The organism is Nocardia sp. NPDC051832 (assembly GCF_040681285.1).
Taxonomy (GTDB): Bacteria; Actinomycetota; Actinomycetes; order Mycobacteriales; family Mycobacteriaceae; genus Nocardia.
The window spans coordinates 916,146-931,674 of record NZ_JBFAYL010000002.1 but is presented as its reverse complement, the minus strand read 5'-3'; the positions used below and the strand labels follow the sequence as shown (position 1 = coordinate 931,674).

The 15,529-nt window shown below is 65.5% G+C and carries 19 protein-coding genes; 8 read left to right on the top strand and 11 right to left on the bottom strand.

Annotation, left to right across the window (positions count from 1 at the left end):
* Positions 1 to 40: 40 nt before the first annotated feature.
* From AB0M14_RS14190 to AB0M14_RS14180, 3 genes are read left to right on the top strand one after another with little or no spacing between them, the layout of a single operon-like run.
* Positions 41 to 598 carry a heme-binding protein gene (locus tag AB0M14_RS14190; RefSeq protein WP_364993865.1) on the top strand — a complete coding sequence of 186 codons (558 nt, stop codon included), beginning with the start codon at positions 41 to 43 and terminating at the stop codon, positions 596 to 598.
* Positions 599 to 640: 42 nt separating this feature from the next.
* Positions 641 to 799, top strand: coding sequence for a hypothetical protein (locus AB0M14_RS14185; protein WP_364993863.1), 159 nt, complete (start codon positions 641 to 643; stop codon positions 797 to 799).
* Complete coding sequence (locus AB0M14_RS14180) at positions 800 to 1,651, top strand: PCRF domain-containing protein (protein WP_364995774.1); 852 nt, start codon at positions 800 to 802, stop codon at positions 1,649 to 1,651.
* 3 nt (positions 1,652 to 1,654) lie between these two features.
* Here the strand turns inward: AB0M14_RS14180 and AB0M14_RS14175 are convergent, their stop codons facing one another.
* The 5 genes from AB0M14_RS14175 to AB0M14_RS14155 form a co-directional block, all read right to left on the bottom strand.
* Positions 1,655 to 2,530 carry an SDR family NAD(P)-dependent oxidoreductase gene (locus AB0M14_RS14175; RefSeq protein WP_364993861.1) on the bottom strand — a complete coding sequence of 292 codons (876 nt, stop codon included), beginning with the start codon at positions 2,528 to 2,530 and terminating at the stop codon, positions 1,655 to 1,657.
* Between the two features lie 88 nt (positions 2,531 to 2,618).
* Positions 2,619 to 3,302, bottom strand: a complete 684-nt coding sequence (locus tag AB0M14_RS14170; protein ID WP_364993858.1) for a nucleotidyltransferase domain-containing protein — start codon at positions 3,300 to 3,302, stop codon at positions 2,619 to 2,621.
* A 114-nt stretch (positions 3,303 to 3,416) separates the two neighbouring features.
* Entirely contained in the window at positions 3,417 to 3,563 is a 147-nt protein-coding gene (locus AB0M14_RS14165; RefSeq protein ID WP_364993856.1) for a DUF1059 domain-containing protein, read from the bottom strand.
* Positions 3,564 to 3,589: 26 nt separating this feature from the next.
* Positions 3,590 to 4,198 (bottom strand): ElyC/SanA/YdcF family protein, encoded by a 609-nt coding sequence (locus AB0M14_RS14160; protein WP_364993853.1) that lies wholly within the window; start codon positions 4,196 to 4,198, stop codon positions 3,590 to 3,592.
* Between the two features lie 90 nt (positions 4,199 to 4,288).
* The gene (locus tag AB0M14_RS14155; protein ID WP_364993851.1) at positions 4,289 to 4,735 is read right to left on the bottom strand and encodes an SRPBCC domain-containing protein; all 447 of its coding nucleotides are present in this window, start codon (positions 4,733 to 4,735) and stop codon (positions 4,289 to 4,291) included.
* Between the two features lie 224 nt (positions 4,736 to 4,959).
* On the opposite strand from AB0M14_RS14155, the gene AB0M14_RS14150 reads away from it, so the two are divergent.
* Positions 4,960 to 5,100, top strand: a complete 141-nt coding sequence (locus AB0M14_RS14150) for a hypothetical protein (protein ID WP_364993848.1) — start codon at positions 4,960 to 4,962, stop codon at positions 5,098 to 5,100.
* A 193-nt stretch (positions 5,101 to 5,293) separates the two neighbouring features.
* On the opposite strand, the gene AB0M14_RS14145 is transcribed toward AB0M14_RS14150, so the two are convergent.
* Together AB0M14_RS14145 and AB0M14_RS14140 are read right to left on the bottom strand one after the other, a co-directional pair.
* A complete protein-coding gene (locus AB0M14_RS14145) occupies positions 5,294 to 8,179 on the bottom strand; it encodes a hypothetical protein (RefSeq protein ID WP_364993845.1) in 2,886 nt (961 codons plus the stop codon).
* A gap of 3 nt (positions 8,180 to 8,182) precedes the next feature.
* Positions 8,183 to 8,494 carry a WXG100 family type VII secretion target gene (locus AB0M14_RS14140; RefSeq protein ID WP_364993842.1) on the bottom strand — a complete coding sequence of 104 codons (312 nt, stop codon included), beginning with the start codon at positions 8,492 to 8,494 and terminating at the stop codon, positions 8,183 to 8,185.
* Between the two features lie 343 nt (positions 8,495 to 8,837).
* Here AB0M14_RS14140 and AB0M14_RS14135 point away from each other — a divergent pair, with 343 nt between their 5' ends.
* Entirely contained in the window at positions 8,838 to 9,656 is an 819-nt protein-coding gene (locus AB0M14_RS14135; protein WP_364993839.1) for an SDR family NAD(P)-dependent oxidoreductase, read from the top strand.
* Between the two features lie 30 nt (positions 9,657 to 9,686).
* Here AB0M14_RS14135 and AB0M14_RS14130 read toward each other — a convergent pair whose 3' ends face one another.
* The 4 genes from AB0M14_RS14130 to AB0M14_RS14115 form a co-directional block, all read right to left on the bottom strand.
* A complete protein-coding gene (locus tag AB0M14_RS14130) occupies positions 9,687 to 10,559 on the bottom strand; it encodes a helix-turn-helix transcriptional regulator (RefSeq protein WP_364993836.1) in 873 nt (290 codons plus the stop codon).
* A 421-nt stretch (positions 10,560 to 10,980) separates the two neighbouring features.
* Entirely contained in the window at positions 10,981 to 11,610 is a 630-nt protein-coding gene (locus tag AB0M14_RS14125; protein WP_364993833.1) for a hypothetical protein, read from the bottom strand.
* A gap of 53 nt (positions 11,611 to 11,663) precedes the next feature.
* Positions 11,664 to 12,440, bottom strand: a complete 777-nt coding sequence (locus AB0M14_RS14120) for a hypothetical protein (RefSeq protein ID WP_364993830.1) — start codon at positions 12,438 to 12,440, stop codon at positions 11,664 to 11,666.
* A gap of 2 nt (positions 12,441 to 12,442) precedes the next feature.
* Positions 12,443 to 12,763, bottom strand: a complete 321-nt coding sequence (locus AB0M14_RS14115; protein WP_364993828.1) for a hypothetical protein — start codon at positions 12,761 to 12,763, stop codon at positions 12,443 to 12,445.
* A 1,294-nt stretch (positions 12,764 to 14,057) separates the two neighbouring features.
* Here AB0M14_RS14115 and AB0M14_RS14110 point away from each other — a divergent pair.
* The 3 genes from AB0M14_RS14110 to AB0M14_RS14100 all read left to right on the top strand — a co-directional run bounded on the left by AB0M14_RS14110 (position 14,058) and on the right by AB0M14_RS14100 (position 15,509).
* The gene (locus AB0M14_RS14110; protein WP_364993825.1) at positions 14,058 to 14,276 is read left to right on the top strand and encodes a hypothetical protein; all 219 of its coding nucleotides are present in this window, start codon (positions 14,058 to 14,060) and stop codon (positions 14,274 to 14,276) included.
* Positions 14,277 to 14,452: 176 nt separating this feature from the next.
* Positions 14,453 to 14,659 (top strand): DUF397 domain-containing protein, encoded by a 207-nt coding sequence (locus tag AB0M14_RS14105; protein WP_364995772.1) that lies wholly within the window; start codon positions 14,453 to 14,455, stop codon positions 14,657 to 14,659.
* Positions 14,660 to 14,738: 79 nt separating this feature from the next.
* The gene (locus AB0M14_RS14100) at positions 14,739 to 15,509 is read left to right on the top strand and encodes an SDR family oxidoreductase (RefSeq protein ID WP_364993822.1); all 771 of its coding nucleotides are present in this window, start codon (positions 14,739 to 14,741) and stop codon (positions 15,507 to 15,509) included.
* The last annotated feature ends 20 nt before the right edge of the window (positions 15,510 to 15,529 follow it).

Genomic DNA, 15,529 nt, shown 5'->3' with positions numbered 1-15,529 from the left:
GAAGCAGCAACACAGCATCCCCGCCGAAAGGATCCCCACCATGAGCACCTCCCGTCGCACCCTCACCGGCCTCGTCACCGGGGCCGCGGTCCTCGCCGCGATCGGCGCCGGCGCCATCGCCGTCGACCTGACCGGCTCCGACACCCCGGCTACCGCCCAGGTCGCGCTCGCCGCCGACGCCACCCCCGGCAACCTGCGCCAGAGCACCCATCTGTCCCTCGATGCCGCCACCCGCGCCGCCCAGGCCGCCCTGGACGCCGCCGAGTTGAAGAACCAGCGGGTCACCGTCGCGGTGGTCGACCGCGATGGCAACACCCTGGTCACCCTGCGCGGCGACGGCGCCGGGCCGCAGTCCTACGACTCCGCCGAACGCAAAGCCTTCACCGCCGTCTCCTGGAACGCCCCCACCTCCGAGCTCGGCAACCGTCTCGCCGGGGCCCCGCGCCTGGCCGACATCCCCGGCACGCTCTTCCTGGCCGGCGGCGTCCCCGTCACCGCCGGCAACGCCCCCATCGCCGGCATCGGCGTCGCCGGCGCGCCGAGCGGCGACCTCGACGAGGAATTCGCCCGCGCGGGCGCCGCCGAACTGTCGCGCTGATCCGATCGCCGAATGCGATACTCGGTGCCTGGAGGTAGACCCGTGGACCCGAACGACTCGCGAATGCGCGATCTGCTCGCCGAACATCAGATGCTGGAGGCCCGGCTCGGTGATCGGTCGCTCTACGCCGACGCGGCGGAACTCCGTCGCGTCAGCGAGCGGCTGACCGAGCTGCACCCCGCGATCGCCGCCTACACCTGACTGCGCGAAGCCCAGGACGAGTTGGCCGCCGCACGCGAATTGGCGTGCGCGGAACCGGCATTCACCGCCGAAGTCACCGATCTGCGACGCCGCGTCGACCAACTGACCGACGAGCTGGCGGTCCTGCTGCGACCGCGGGACCCGCACCACAGGGACAATGTGCTGCTCGAAGTCTGGGCCGTAGCGGACGACGAGGAATCCGCGCTCTTCGTCGCCGACCTCGCCGATCAGTACCGGACCTATGCCCGGCACCATGGTTGGGCGGTCGAGCACCTCGAAGAGGTGCGCTCGGAGCTGTTCGGGTACCGCCGCGTCACACTGTCGATCAGCGGCCGCGGCGGGACCTGGGCAGCCTTCGAGTTCGAAACCGGCGGCCACCGGATCCGGCGATTCCCGGTCGTCGAACCCGCCGAGCAGCCGTGCACGACCGGCGCGGAGGTGCTCGCCTACCCGCAAACGGCGCGCCCCGAGCGTGTTTCGCTCAACGAGGCCGATCTGCGGATCGATCTCTACTGCTCCCGATCCACCCGCCCGGCCGGCAACCAGCAGGCGGTACACCTGACGCACCTGCCCAGCGGGATCACCGCCTACAGTGCCGAGCTGACCAACCAGTACTCGAACAAGCGGCGCGCCGTGGAGGTGCTGGCCGCTCGCCTGCGCGCCGTCGACGCCGGACTGGCGCGGGCAACCGACTTCACCAGGACCCGAACCGCCACCGCTACCGCGTACATCCGCAGCTATGACCTGGTCGCGAACCAGATCACAGACCATCGCGTCGAGCACAGCGTGCCGGGACCGTTCGAGCCCGGCACCCTGGATGCGTTCGTCGACGCCCTCCGCGCGGCCGAATAGCGGCTACGTCGACGCGTCGAGATCGGCGACCATCCTGGTGACGCGGTCGGTGACCTGGGGCGTCCAGTGGGGATGGGTAGTGACATAGAGGCGGTCGGATTCGACTGCGGCGAGGATGATTTCGGCGGCGCGCGCGGCGGGCATCATCTCGGCGGCCAGGTGGATGATCGGGGCGAGGGTGGGGGCGAGGCGTTGCCACTGGCCGGGGCTGAGGGCGGCGAACCAGCCTTCGGCGGGTTGCGGGGGCAGAGCATCTCCGTCGCCGTCGCCGAGCAAGGCGCCGATCCCGTCGGTGACCGCGCGCATCATCTGGGTATCGACCGGTCCGGGGCAGACGACGGTGGCGCCGATTTCCGGGGCCAGCAAGGCGAGTTCGCCGCGCAGCACCTCGGTGAGGGCCACGACGGCGTGTTTGCTGGCGGCATAGGGGCCGTTGAACATGCCGGTGGTGATGCCCGCCAGGGACGCGGTGTTGACGACATGGCCGCGTCCCGCCGCGATCAGCAGCGGAACGAAGGTGCGCATGCCGTTGACGACGCCCTCCACATTGACCGACCAGATTCGGCGCCAGTCGCCGGGTTCGACCAGCCAGATCGGGCCGCCCGCGCTCAGCCCGGCATTGTTGAAGATCAGGTCGACCCGGCCGAAATGCTCGAGAGTGGCGTCGGCCAGGCGCTGCACCTGCGCCGGGTCCGAGACATCGGTCGGCACCGCGACCGTCTCCGGGCCGATCTCGGCGGCGGCCTGCGCCAGTGCCTCGCCGTCGATGTCGGCGAGCACCACGCGAATCCCGCGGGCGTGCAACGCTTCCGACAGGGCGCGGCCGATCCCGTTGGCAGCGCCGGTCACCACCGCGACCTGTCCGGATTGCAGCTTCATCTCGTTGCCTCCTGTGTCGTCGAGCGTTCGCGAACCAGTTCCGGCCCTGCGATCGATCGCACCACATCGGCGAGATGGGCGGCGGCGACTAGTCCAGATTCGCCCGCCGCAGCCGTTGCAGAAAGTCCTCGAGCGGGGCCTCGTCCGGCCGCTCCGGCAGCACCGTTTTCGCGGTGTCGAACTTCTGCTCGTATTCCGCGATCAGCGCCTTCGCCGCGGCCTCGCCGGACTCGGTCATCAGCTGGCGGCCGAACTCGAAATACGGTTCCGGGTCCGGCAATCGGACCGGCAGGACGCCGGTGGTGTAGAGCTCGTAGCCCTGCCACAGCAATCGCATGGTGTGCCGCGCGTGCTTGGGCAGGCGCGTGTCCTGCAGTCCCTGGGTTTCCCGGCGTTGCAGCATCCGGCGGAACTGCGCCATCGCGTAGCCGAAGTACGAATGCCGAACCCGTTGCGCGGAAAGGAAATTCGACCGTAGGCTCACCAGCTCGACGCCGAAATCGGTGGCGACGGTGTACTTGTCGAGCCACAGGATCTCGGTGACTGTCGGGTTGCAGGACAGGATCAGGCCCATCGCCTTCCCGACCTCGTGGTAGGTGGCGTCGGCGCCGTCCCGGCCGTGCCGGGTGCCTCGGTCGCGAGTCGGTGGATTCAGCCCGAGGAAGGTCCGCGTCGGTTCGACGTAGACACCGAGATAGTCGACATCGCTGGCCGGGGTATCGAGCCCGTAGGCGATCGATCCGACGACGCCTTCCAGCAGCAGATCACTCATCACACTCCCCCTGGGTCACTCCGCCGAGACCCCACCCTCTCAGCGGCCGCACCAGCCCGGCAACTCATTTTCCGAGCCCGCGAGTGGCGCCACGGCGCCACTCGCGGTGCGGGGTCAGTAGGCGATGAAAAGGATTTCGTCGCGCGAGTAGTCGTGGCCGGGATGGTTTTCGGTGAGGTGCTTGCGGGTCTTTTCGACCAGGTCGTCCTCGTCCGTTCCGACGATGTGTTCGCCACAGGGGCAGTTCAGGTTTCGCTTCACCAGAGGCCCTCCTTTCGAGCGGAAGTCTAGGGGCTTCGGAAGATCAGCGCGAAGATCGCTTTGGGTGCGGCGAGCCATTCGCGGAGATTGTTGCGCACCACGGTGATTCGACGGCATTCGCAATACGCCGTGACGCCGTCGGCGTCGATGCCGGCGGCCCGGCACAGCGCGACCGCGCGCGGCAGGTGCTCGTACTGGGTGACGATGAGGGCGCGCTCGATACCGAAGCGCTGGTGGGCGCGCTCGCAGGTCTCCCGGGTCGACAGGCCGGCCGGGTCGGCTCGGATCAGTCCCGGATCGATCCCCTGCGCCACCAGATACTGTGTCATCGAGGCGATTTCGTCGCCGGAGACGCCACCGGCGTCACCCGAGACCAGAATTCCGGTGGCTTTCCCCGCCCGCACCAGATCGATCGCGACGTCCAGCCGCCCGCGCAGATACGACATCGGCGTGCCGTCCGCGGCCACCTTGGCACCCGGCACGATCACCACCGGCGCGATCGGCGCCTGCGCCGGCTCGGACCGATGCCCCGACGACACCAGCCACAACCACGCATTCGATCCGGCCACGACAACGAGCAATCCGGTCACCGCCAGTCCGCTCCACTTCAGCAACGACCGCCGCCGCACCCGCACTTCAAACCCTCCGGTTCTCGTCACCCCAGTCCCAATCCGCCACGATACGTGCCGGCAGGCGGCGCACCGTCGCAGGCGAAACCGTCAGCGTCACGCTTCGTCGAGCACCGTGCGCAACCGGACCAAGCTCGTTTTCCAGCCACGTTCCATGGCGTTGCGGATCATCTTCTGGCGGCGGTCGTTGATGTCGAAACCGGTTTGGGTGAGCAGGAGCCGGGTGCCGCGGCCCTGCGGTTGCATGGTCCAGTCGACGACCCAGCGGGCGGGATGGGCGGCGCGCAGGTCGAACCAGGTGTGGGTCAGCCGGGCGGCGGGGCGGGCGGTCAGGACTTCGCAGGCGATCTCGCTGGAAGGCTGGGTGGTGGGCAGCAGGAAGATGAAATGCGTTCCGGGGCAGGCGGCGAAACCGACCGAGCGCATCAGCCAGCGTTCGATCAGGTCGGGCTCGGTCAGGGCTAGCCACACGGCCTGCGGATCCTGCGGGAAGAAACTGCCGACCTCGACCGCAGCGGGATTCAACTCCGAATCGGAAACCACGGCACACCTCCCTCGACGAGTCCAGGCCACCAGCATTCCATCTAGTCACGCCCGCGGGCCGGAGTCCGGATTACGACGTGCGCGCCGACAGCCCGAGCGTTTGGATTCCGTAAGTATCAGCGGTTACGCGGTCGGTCGCCCTGCACAGTAGTCCTGACGCCAGCAGGAAGAGAGACAAGACGTTGCGACCGTTTGTAATCAGATACCGCTTCGCCGGACCACTGATGACGCTGGTGTTCGGGGCTCTGATCCTGCTCGGCGGCGGCCGCTCGATCGAAGTGTGGGCGATCATGACCGCATTGGGCCTCGGCGCGCTGACTGCGGCCGTGCTGTGTATGGGCTGGGATCTCTGGCTGCACCCGTGACCGCCCGGGCGTCCCGAGACCCGGGCGCCCGCTACCGAGTCATCCACGGCCGCAAGCATTTTCCGGTGGGTTCAACGCTTACCGGTATCGCTCGACCCGCTGTCGGCCACAACCGCAATCTGAGGGCGAACGCCGATACGGCACTGGGGCATTGATTCCGGTGGCAGCGATGACCGCTGCCACCGACCCGCGGCTACGACTCAGGTTCGAGTTCCGGCTCGGGCTTAGGTTCCGGCTCCGGTTCAGGTTCCGGCTCGGGCTCGGGTTCAGGTTCCGGCTCAGGCTCAGGCTCCGGTTCGGGTTCAGGTTCAGGTTCCGGCTCTGGCTCGGGCTCGGGTTCCGGCTCGGGCTCGGGTTCCGGCTCAGGTTCCGGCTCAGGTTCCGGCTCGGGTTCCGGCTCCGGCTCAGGTTCAGGTTCCGGCTCGGGCTCGGGTTCCGGCTCCGGCTCAGGTTCCGGCTCCGGTTCAGGTTCCGGCTCGGGCTCGGGCTCCGGCTCCGGCTCGGGCTCAGGTTCCGGTTCCGGTTCCGGTTCCGGTTCCGGTTCAGGTTCCGGCTCAGGCTCGGGTTCCGGTTCGGGTTCGGGTTCCGGCTCGGGCTCGGGTTCCGGTTCCGGTTCCGGCTCAGGCTCGGGTTTGGGCTCTGGCTCGGGTGCGGGCGCTGGTTCTGGCTGCGGTGATGGATGCGGTTCCCAAACCGACTGGGCCGGCGGCGCGGCGGCCTCGAACTGCGGGATTGGTGGGAGTCCGAAATACCTTGGGGTGTATGGGATTTTCGAGGTGGTGTCGGGGAGTTCGCCGGTCCTCCGCTCGCCCGGGGTGGGTTGCGGTCCGCGCTCATGGTCCGGCGTGGGTGTTACCCCGGTGCGGGGTTGCGGATCCGGTGTCGAAGAGCGATTCTCGCCGGTGATCGGCTGCGTTCCCGCGTTGGTTCCGAGCTGGTCGAGGTCGGATCGCAAGGTCGCGCGTAGCTCGAGGAATTCGTTGATCTGGCGTTGCAACTGCCTGCGTTCGATCGCGAACTCTCCGGGCCGTAATCCGGCGCCTTCGAGGGCCGCTGTTCGTTCTGCGAACTCGTCGCCCGCGCGGGCCAGCGCCTCCTCGCTCGCCTGCCGCAGCTGCTCCGGAGTCAGTCCGTCCGGATCGATACCCCACTGCCGCAATCTGTTCTGAACCGATTGGAGGGCTTCGCTCTTCGGCCGGGCGACCTCGAATGCGCCTGTACGCGGCTCGCCCCGGCCCACCGGTACGGCCGTGCGACCATCGGCCCCGGCTTCGGGTCGCGGAGTGCTGCTCTCGCCCGCGACCGGTGCGCCGGCGGTAGCTTGGCCGCCGGATGCCGAACTCTGTCCGGGTGCGATGGCCGGCATTTCGGCCGTGCCATCACCGTGCGGTTGAGCCGTTGCCCACTCGGACGGTTGCTGCGCTGTCGCCTGTTGCGGCAGGTGTTCGCGTGCGGCCGGAGCCGCACCCTCCTGGGCCGAACTGGTCGGCTGGGTTGCGGCTGAGGCGGATTCGCCGGTCTCGCGCGGGGCGGGCGCGCTTGCTTCACCACCGTGGCCAGCCATCGATGTAGGCGCGGATGTATCGCCTCCGTCACCGTGGCCGACAATCGGCGCAGGCGCAGATGAATCGCCTCCGTCACCGGTCATCGAAGTAGGCGCGGACGTATCGCCTCCGTCGCCGTGCACGGGCGCCAAGGTTTCCTTCGGTCCTGCCACGACTCCGCTGTCGGCAGCGCCGGTGCCCGGCAAGCCGGTCTCCTTCGCGCCGATGGGGTTCGGCGTTCCGGCGCGACCATCGGCACCTTCGTCTCCAGCACCTCTCGGGCCGTGGCCGGAGGTGGTTCCGCCGCGACCGTCGACACCTTCGGCCCCAGCGCCTCTCAGGCCGTGACCGGAGGCATCTCCGCCCGGAGCCCGAGGGGTGGCCTGCGCGGGCTCGCTGCCCTGGGCGCCTCGGAGCGTTCCATTGGAGCCATCGGTCGAGAGCCTGATGCGGGCAGGCGCACCCGAATTCGACGGCTGCCCGGATCGATTGCCGTTGACCGTCGCCGCACCGGTGCGACCAGGCTGCACCCCGCCGGAGGGCAGGACCGCAGGCGCGCTGCCGTCAGCACCGAAATTCGCGGGCCTGGCGGCGTTGAAACCGCCTGCGGCCGGCCCACGTCCGAACGCGGAATGGCGGAAACCCTTGCTGCCGCCGGTCAACGCGCCATAGGCGGCGCCGCTGGTGAGCAGGCGAGGATCCCAGGTCCAGCCGTTCTCGATACCGCCGACGCCCCACGCACCCAGAGCACCGGCCATACCGGATCCGGCTCCGACGACTGCTCCCTTGCCCATATCCGCCCACCGTCCCCCGGGCAGCGCCACTTTCGCGGCCCCTTTCGCCAGCAGGCCTCCGACAGGTCCGCCCACGGCGCCTGCCGCTGCCGCGGTGTAGGCGGTGGTTCCGACGCGCTTCCAATCGATGCCGTCGCGGTGACCCGCGCCGACCTGATACGCCTGGATGGCGAGGTCCTGACCGCCGCCGAGCAGCGTGCTGAAGGCGACATGCTTGGCCAGGAACTTCGTCAGCGCCGCGATGCCGGTCTTGGCGGCGAACTGCGCGATGGCGCTGACTGCTCGCTGACCGAGCAGCCGCACCGCCACCCTGGTCAAAGCGATCGCCGTGGCCTCGGCAAACGGCGCGGTGGGCGGAAAGGTCCAGGCCGCAACGATTTCGAAGGCCAGCATGGCCAGCGAGCTGACCACCAGAATTTTCGTGTACTCGAGCTCGGTGGCCAGCCCGTCGGCGGATTCGGCCACCAGTTCCATCACCTCGGCCAGCCGCTCCAGCGACTGTGGGCCGTGGTCGAGTTCGTCGAGGCGTGCGGTGATGGCCTCGACGCCCGCGCCCCAGGGATATGCCTCGAGGGTCGCTTTCCGGGCCGCGGCCAGATCCGGCAGCAGGTCGCGGATGTCGGCGGCGGCTCTGCGCCAGTCCTCGGCGATCGCCCACATCTTGTCTTCGTTACCGTCGGGCCAGTCCGAGCCGGCGACCCAGCCGAGCCACTCGAGCTCGCTGGGGATGCTGATCGACACCCGTCACCGCAGCTTTCGCGCGGAAAAGTGGTCTGTGCGCTCGAGCAGCTCGGCGGCTTTGTACTGCCCGTCGGAGTAAGAGTCCAGGGTGGTCACGGTATTGTCCATTCCCTCGGTCAGGTTCTCCCACGCCGCGAGATACCCCTGCGTACCGTCGGCGAAGGTGCTGCCGTACCCGTCACCGCCCCACGCCGCCCCCTTCGCGGCCAGCGAGCGTTCCAGGGTACCGAGAATGCCGTTCACCTGATCCCGAAGATCACCCATTTTCCCTGCGGCACTGCGCAATTGCCACGGGGTCACCCCGAACTTCAGCATCACCGAACCTCTTCCACGTCGAGCCGGTGTCAGACCATCGCATGACCTGGCAGGCGGCGACCAGGGGCCCGAACCCGAATTTGCGACTCGCTGACGCCTCTCCGGCGCACCCATCGACCGCGCTCGCGAGAAGTAACCGCCGGTCTCGTGCGCAAAGGCCACACCAGCCGGCTCAGCGCCCTTTGACGAAATTTTGACGGCGGCGAGGCAGCCGAAATCCGTTGGCGCGCTAGGAATTCATCAATTCCGTGCCGGAATCTTGCCGACCAGGAAGGTGTTCGATTTTGCTGGCAGCCATGACCGCACTTGGAGCGGCCGCACACCCTCACCCGATGGGAGAATCATGTCCGAGTTCACTTCCGAGTTCCGGACCGTGCTGGTGACCGGCGTCGACGAACGCCTCGGTTATGCGACCGCGCGGCGGCTGGCGAGCGATGGCACCCAAGTCCTGTGTCATGCGCAGACCAAGGCCGCCGCCGACGAGGCGATCGATTGGCTGGTGCTCGATGGTGTGCCGGCCGACCTGCTGTCCCCGGTGCACGCCAACTTCCGCTGCCTGGCGGAAGTGGAGGAACTCGGCCGCGAACTCACCCTGCGGCCCCGGCTCGACGCGCTGATCAATGCTGCCTCCAGCCCCGCGACGCATCGCAAATCCCACACCAATGACGGCTACGAACTGACGTTCCAGGTCAACTATCTCGCACCGCAACGGCTGACCACGGCACTGGCTGAGAAGCTTGCCGCGTCCCACGGCCGCGTCGTCAACGTGACCTCGCGGCTGCACCGGGCCGGCACCGTCGAGTACTCGGACCTGGATCGCACGCGCGGCATCTACACCCCGCTGGCGGTCTACGCGCAGTCGAAGCTGGCATTCACCATGTTCGGCCGTTCGCTGGCCGAAACCGGCCCCGCCGAACTGACTGTGGTGAACGTGGATCCCGCGGATTTCGAGATCGACATGCCGGAGTCCCGCAGCCACGCCGAAGCCCCGCTGGATGGTCCCGCCGCGCTGCTCAGCGTTTTGAGCGCACCGGCGACGCCGGTGGTGAACGGCGGCTACTACGAAGGCCCCGAGCAAGCGAAACCTGCCGCGCTGGTCCGCAATTCGCGAGCCCGCGTCCGACTCGCGGTGTGGACGAATCAGCTCGCCTCCGCTGCCTGACCACGGCAGGCCGACGACGCCGCGGTAACGCTATGGAGCGAGCTCGGTGACCGCGGGTGCGCTCGCGGTCCAGCTGGCGAGCAGGCGTAGCGCCGACTCCGAAGCCGACCCCGCTTCAGCGGTGTAGAGGCAGAGGGTCTGGTCGGGATCGCCTGGGAGCGAAACGCTTTCGTACTCGATGCTGAGATCGCCGACCAGTGGGTGGTGGTAGCGCTTGGTGCCGTAGCTGCGTTCGCGGACGTTGTGGTCGGCCCACCAGCGCCGGAATTCGGGGCTCTTGATCGAGAGTTCGCCGACGAGTTCGGCCAGCAGCGGGTCGTCGGGGTGGCGGCCGGCGTCCAGGCGCAGGACGCCGACGTTGTCACGGGCCACCTCTTCCCAGTCGGCGTACAGCTCGCGGGTGGATTCGTCGAGGACGGTGTAGCGCAGCAGGTTCCGGTCACGCGGCGGCAGCGCCTCGAAGTCGGTCATGAGGGCGCGCGCCAGGCGGTTGCTGGCCAGCACGTCCATCCGGCGGCCGAAGACGAACGCCGGTGTCACGTCGTCGAGGGTTTCCAGGATGCGGCGGATACCGGGCCGCACGCGCTGCACGCGAGCGGGGCTGCGGCGGCGAGCCCGGCGCGGGTTGGCGCGCGCGATCTGGAACAGGTAGGAGCGTTCGGTGTCGTCCAGGCGCAGCGCGCGAGCGACGGCGTCCAGCACCTCGTCGGACACGTTGAGGTTGCGGCCCTGTTCGAGGCGGCTGTAGTAATCCACGCTCACCCCGGCCAGCTGCGCGACTTCCTCGCGGCGCAGGCCCGGGACCCGGCGCACGCCCCCGGTCCCGCCGATCGGCATGTCGTCGACGTTCAGGCGCGCGCGGCGGCTGCGCAGGAACTCCTTCAGCTCGGCATTGTGCTCCACGGATCCAGTGTGCCGGGTGCCGGGCACACCGGTGGCAACCAAGGTAGGTCTGCTGGACCGAGGTTCGCCGGACCGAGGTCGAGCAGGGCCGGTTTTGACCCTCGGAAGGGCGCTCGCGCGGAGTTGTCTTTAGTACGCGGCCGATCCGCCGCGAACGACACCGAGGAGAATGGGCCATTTTCGCACGCCAATACAACAATTTGCACAAAAGAGAGGTACCCGTCAAGAAACGGGTGCCTCTCAGGGCGGTATTGGGGTTCTCAGGAGGCTCAGATGACGTCAAACACCAGCCGTCAGGCGGACCTGGGATCGCAGTCGCGGACATCGAGCCATTCGACCTCCAGGCCCGCACCCTGAAACTGGGACGGTGGCAGGGAATCTGTTGGCACAGAACCGCTCAGACGGTGGGGCCAGTCGCCTGTTATTTCGAAGGCACTATCACCTCGACGTTGTTGGCAACTGCCCGCGCAACAGATTCTGCGGCTTCTGTGACTTCTGAAATGAGTTGGGGCGATCCGGTTGACGACGTATCTGAGATCCCGGAAAAGTTCTCACCTGATGCGATCACATCGACAATCAGGTTGCTGATCTGAAAGTACGCATTCGCTCGAACAACTCGCCCAGAATCGTTCCCGATTCCAATAAAACCTCTGTCGCCAACACTGAGATCCTCGGCGTTCCCGGAAAACTGACTTCTGATCGTTTGGACGGAATTGATTGCCGTCGATACCGCATTCATTGGATCGGCGAAAACTTTCAACGTCACGGATACAGATCGGGATCGAGGATTGCCCCCGACACCGCTGCCTATCGGCAACACAGGGTCAGTGAAGTTCGCGCTGCACATCAGTGTGCGTTTGCGCACAGAATCCGGCAACTCCGACATGTCTACATGACTGAATCCCTCTCTTTCGGTAAGCGATGAGGGGGCATATTCCTTCAATTCTTTCTCAGTTGGCTGGATCAAAACTGAACAATCTTCTGGCACTTTCGTGAAGCGTGCTTGTTCGGTCTCGCTCGCCTGACTGAAGCATCCCACACCCCCCGCCATAACACAGACGGCTATGAGTCCAAGAATCGTTGTAGTGCGCGCTCGCCGATGTCTCATTTGGCAGGAACGGTCCCTACTGCCGGGCCAGTCGGATACCGTGGGACCCAAGCGTTTTCATCGCCCGCGGAGGCCGCCATCTCGCCAGGGACTTCGATCTTTGCAGCAGATGTCAAGATGACACTCAAGTTTTCGAGCAGCTTATTTCTGTAGTCGATTATGTCTGTAGCTACTTTATCCGCTACCGCCATGAATTCGGCTATCGCCTTTGTCCCCTTCTCAACGTAGTCGCCGACTGGTATCTTACCTTCGGTAATCTCAAAGGTAGCTTTTGCGAGTCCACCACCGAGGGTAACGAGAATTTGGGCGCACTTAGAGATCGCTTGGATGGCAGATTTGTAATTATCGATGATCGCAGATCGAAATGAGTCGATCTTATTGGCGATGTCTTCGACAACGCCGCGTGTTTCCTTCGTCGCCGTAATAATCCGGTCGACATAGAGAACAGCCGTTTCTCGTGCGCCACCATTCCAGCGGGCACCCAACTCCTCCTTTGCAGTGGCAAGGCTCTTTCCATCGTCACTGCCATCGATGGCTTTGGTTAGTTCCTTGACAGTCTCTTGCCAAGCTTGGACAACCTTGGCGACCTCGCCTGGATTTCCCAACATGGCGTGAATTGTGTCAACGGCTTCTTTCACAAGAGGAATCCCAAGCTCTTGCGCAGTTGTCACCACCGTGCTCGCAGCACCCCAAGGGAATACCAGGTCGTCGGAGAGTTTGAGCGGGTTGTGATCTTCGGGTACCGCGTACCCCTTGGTTGTTCGACTGCCCACGATCAGTTACCTAGCCGCTCGTTCTGGTATCCGAATTTTTGATAGTACTCGTAATCCTTGTTCTCAAATACCCATGCAACATAGGCGATCTTTTCCGCGGCTTCCTGGATTGATTTTTGTGTCTGCTTCAACTTGCTTTCAACCGCCAACAGTAGCTGGTCATTAAATACGGTTGCGACATCACGCCCATGAACGCCGAGTACATATGCCCCCATGCGATTGTCCGCGACGTACCTCGATGAGGTCAGGTAGTGGCCTGATGTGGATTCAAGTTCTTTTGCTTGTGTTCGTAACGCATCCGGTACGACACGAAAGTCTGTCACTAGTTTTTCCCTTCGACCCAGGCGTCAGATGCTCTCGTAAATGCCGCATTTATCGTTGCGATTATTGCTGCCAGAATCTCGTGCTCATTGGATCTGACTACCGCGTATGGATCCAGCGTGATGGATCTGAGGGTTCCAAGATCATCGATCACTACCGTTCCGAATTCAGAACCGTCATGTTGGTCCACGATTTTCATCGAGTGCGTATCGATTGGCTGCGGCTTACCGTTTCGAATGTCCGCGACAGTTCGGTCCCAGTTTCGATTTATCTCGTCAACTAGATCGTACACACTATTTAGCTCAGACAATTTCCCTCACCTTTACTGTGCGCTTTAGAACTCTCTGGCGTCTGTCGCCGCGACCTATTCCCATCGCAAGTCGTTCAGTAGATCGAACAAACCGGGAAACTCTCGTCGGAGACCTTCGATTCCAAGATCGTGCGCAGACTGCCGGGCTCGATTCACCGCATCTACTACGGCCTCGCAGGTCGTGGTCAATTCCTCAGTCAACGCCCATGCCGGACGGCTGAGATCGCCGAGGCCTCGCGATAGTGAGATGTCGACGATTCGACGCCCATCACCCGACACGACGGCAACGGCCAACCCATTATCAGATCGTGCGGTATGCGGGTGGCTCTCAACCCCGTCTAAGGCACCACGAACACGGGCATGGAACGCGGCGATCTGGCCGTGAGTTTCATCCGCCAATCGGCCTGAGTTCCGGAACTCCGTTGAGGTGGAGGAGGTGCCTGCAAGTTGTGGTGACGCTGCCGTCGAAGGTGCGTCGAAATGATGCTCGACGTGCGTGGCCCGACGCGGAGGTTCTGGTTGCGGTGCGATGGGCCTGAAAACCGGATTCGGAGGGTTGACATTGAGCTGTCTAGGCTCCTCGTCCCAGTACTCATCAGGGTCATCGAAGTGGTTGTAAAATCCACCCGCCATCACAACACCTCACAGCAAAATATGCTGCCCAAAGTGGGCAGCGGTTTCTGGTCGATTGGCATCAATGCCCCCATTTGATTTCGAACAGTCGGCTACAGCCGCACCAACCCTGGCTGGCTGCGATTGGTTTGTCAACCCGTCGACCGGATTGTGCGCACCACGAAAGCTGCTGCGATGTGGGGTGATTCAACCGCCAACCAGCGGCCACCACCGACCCCTGAACTGGGCCGGAACGTAGCGGTGTGGCAGGTCGTGACTGGGCTGCCCCGCCATCTGCACGATAGGATCCGGTCACGTTGAGAAGGCCGACGTCACAGCAAAGCCGGAGACCCGGAGACCCGAGGAGAAGGGTTATGAACCAGGAGCAGATCACGGCGTTTCACAACGTCGAAGTGCGGATCGTTCCGCTCGCGGCCGGATTCCCACTCAGTGGCGGCAGCGGCCCATTCGTCATTATGGAATTTCCGACCGACAGCAGCACCGGCCAATCCATCGAGCCGACAACGGTGTATGTCGAAGCTTCGGTTCCAGACAGTATTTCGACAGTCCGACCACCGTTGCCCGATAGCTGACGGCAGACCAGCCCCTCAGCCAGCTGGCGTTGGGCGTGACGGACGGCAAGCATCGGCTCAAGCGGTTGGCGAAGGAGTTCGAGGCGTGAACGTCGATCTAGCCGGGGCACGCTGGTTAAGAGCACCCCAGCCAGGGAGGCGCAGCCTGCGTCGAGGCAACGTTTCTCGATCGAGGGCTGGTCGGCCTACGGGACTCCAATGACCGCGGTGGTGCAGTACTGATGTTCTCACCCGGCGCATGGGATGCCCCCCGGTCCCGCCGATCGGAATGTCGTCGACGTTCAGGCGTCCAGTGTGCCGGGTGCCGGGCACACCGGTGGCAACCAAGGTGGGTCTGCTGGACCGAGGTTCGCCGGACCGAGGTCGAGCAGGGCCGGTTTTGACCCTCGGAAGGGCGCTCGCGCGGAGTTGTCTTTAGTACGCGGCCGATTCGCCGCGAACGACACCGAGGAGAAAACCCAGATGACTCAGAATGCCTCCACCTTCGCCGGACGTGTCGCCGTCGTCACCGGCGCCTCGAGCGGCCTGGGCGAAGCGACCGCCAAGCGGCTGGCCGCGTCGGGCGCGAAAGTGGCGGTGCTGGCGCGCCGCGCCAACCGCCTCGACCAGCTCGTCAAGGAGATCGAGCAGGCCGGCGGCGTCGCGCTGGCGGTGCCGGTGGACGTCACCGACGCCGCGGCCGTGACCGCGGCGGCCGAGCGCGTCGCCGCCGAATTCGGCCCCGCCGACCTGCTGTTCAACAACGCCGGCGTGATGTTGCCCGCGCCGGCCGAGCAGGTGGCGGTGCAGCAGTGGCAGCAGCAGATCGACCTGAACGTGTCCGGGCTGATGAACGCCATCGGCGCTTTCCTGCCGCAGCTGATCGACTCGGCGGCGGCGAAGGGCGTGGCCGATCTGGTCAACACGTCCTCGATCGCGGCGCAGAACATCTTCCCGGGCTTCGCGGTCTACTCGGGCACCAAGGCCTATGTGACGCATCTGTCGCGCACGCTGCGCGCGGAGCTCGGGGCCAAGGACGTCCGGGTGTCGGTGATCGAGCCGGGCATTGTCGGCACCGAATTGCAGGGCCACGTCACCGATCCCGGCGCGCTGGAGTGGCTGGCCGGCGCCAAGGAGACGATCACCTGGCTGAATCCGGAGGATGTGGCCGAGGCGGTCCACTACCTCGCGGCGCAGCCGGCGCGCGTCAATTTGCAGCAGATCACGATCATGCCGACCCGTCAGGCCTCGTGATCCGGGCGGCTGGGCCCCGC